Below are 1,864 nucleotides of genomic sequence, written 5' to 3'. Positions count from 1 at the left end.
CATCAGGTCCGGGCTCGCCTGCGCGAGCTGCTCGTGCAGGAAGACCTCAGGGTCGATACTGGGAGAAGCGGTCATCGTGATGCTCCGTTCGAGAGTGCTGTGGAAGGTTCACTCGAAGGATCACGCGGTGACCGCGCCTACATCAGCAGGACACGCTCACCACCGTGGTCGTCGTACACCACTCTGATGGACTCCACTCGACGGGCCGGGGCGGCCCTTGATGTCCGTCGAGATACCGGTGAGGGTTCTCAATGCCGCGGAAGGCTCGCCCCGGCCCTGCTGGTGACGCGCGACGCCTCGCGCGAGGCTCAGGCGGCCTCGAGCGGCCCCTGGGTCTTGGTGGCGCCGGTGGCAATGACGGGGTCCCAGGCTTGGCGGTGGACGACGACGGCGTGCAGCTGGCGCAGGATCGCCGCGGCGATGATGGTCTGCGCCTGCGTCGCCGTGAGCTTGTTCTGCTCGCGGGTGGTCAGGTGCCGGTACCGGGCGGCGTAGACCTTGTTCGTCTGCAGGCAGCCCCACACCGCCCGCCACGCCGCGGTGCGCAGGCCGGGTCGTCCGGCACCGGTCAGCCGGGCCTTGCCGGTGAACGTGCCGGACATCCGCTCCCGCGGTGCCAGGCCGGCGTGCTTGACCACGGCCCGCGCGGAGGTGAACCGGGACAGGTCGCCGGTCTCGGCCAGGATCGCGGCGGCACCGACCGCGGACAGGCCGGGGATGGTGGTGACTAGGCCGGTGAGGCCAAGCTCGTCGAGCACGACGGTCATGCGGGTCTCGACGTCGACCTGCTGGGCGCGGGCGGTGTCCCAGTCGGCCAGGACCCACTCGGCGCGTTCCAGGGCGCCGGCCCGGTGGTCGAGGACACCGGCACGGTCGGCCAGCGCGGCGTAGACCTTGCGCACGATCCGCAGGCACGGGCGGCTCTTGCCGCGCCGGGCGACCTCGGCGCGGACGAGGCGCTCGAAGCGGGCCGCGCCGAGGCGGCGAGTGCGGTCCAGGTCGCCACCGTCGCGGCGCAGGATCACGCTCAGCGCGGCGACCCACGTGGTGGACTTGAACGGTTGTGCGGCGGTGGTCAGGACCGCGGGCCAGACGCACTCGAGCAGGTCCCGCAGCTGCTGCACGCAGGCCACGTGCTCGTCCAGGAGCTGGGCGCGGCGGGTGCCCAGGTGCCGCAGCCGGCCCCAGGTCTCATCGACCGGCTCGGGCAGGTAGCAGCGCAGCTGCCCGACCAGCCGCGCGATGACGACGGCGTCCTTGTCGTCGGTCTTGTCGAACGTCAGGTCCTCGGACTTGCGCGCCCACGAGGAGATCGTCGGCTGCACGCACACGAAAGCCAAGCCCCGGTCGGCCGCCAGCTGGCCCAGGACCCGCCACCGGTGCCCGGTCGGCTCACAGGCGACCGTGACTCCGGCGAACCCGTGGCGGGTCGCGTGCTGGCCGGCCCAGTCCAACGCGGAGCCGAGGTCCCAGGCCTTGCACCGGAACGTGCGCCGGGCCAGGACCCGGGAGTCGTGGTCGCACACCACGACCATCTGCTTACGCTCGGCCAGGTCGATCCCCACGATGGCATTGCCGATCGGGACCGCTTCGCGAAGGCGGGCCAGCCGGGCGTTCCGGTTCCGGTCACCACGCGAGACACCACTACGGTTAGACATTGAACGTCCTCCTGAAGGCGATGGGATACCAAGCCCGACAAGCGCATCAGGAGGACGTTCCTCACGTCCAGACCCCAGCGCTACAACGCCTTCCTATGCCGCCAGGAGGACGCTAGCCTTCGGCGCGTCCGACATTGCCGCAGGTCGCGCCTTGCTGTGGGTGATTCAGGCGGGGCGGGACAGCTCGTGCTCGACGGCCCGGCGGA

At 71.1% G+C, this 1,864-nt stretch carries 1 protein-coding gene; it reads right to left on the bottom strand.

Annotation, left to right across the window (positions count from 1 at the left end):
• Nucleotides 1–308 precede the first annotated feature (308 nt).
• Nucleotides 309–1,565, bottom strand: coding sequence for an IS110 family RNA-guided transposase (locus tag D4B81_RS17690; RefSeq protein ID WP_161965297.1), 1,257 nt, complete (start codon nt 1,563–1,565; stop codon nt 309–311).
• Between the last annotated feature and the right edge of the window lie 299 nt (nt 1,566–1,864).

Source organism: Ornithinimicrobium cerasi (genome assembly GCF_003702705.1).
Taxonomy (GTDB): domain Bacteria; phylum Actinomycetota; class Actinomycetes; order Actinomycetales; family Dermatophilaceae; genus Ornithinicoccus; species Ornithinicoccus cerasi.
This window is presented reverse-complemented; position numbering and strand designations above follow the sequence as displayed.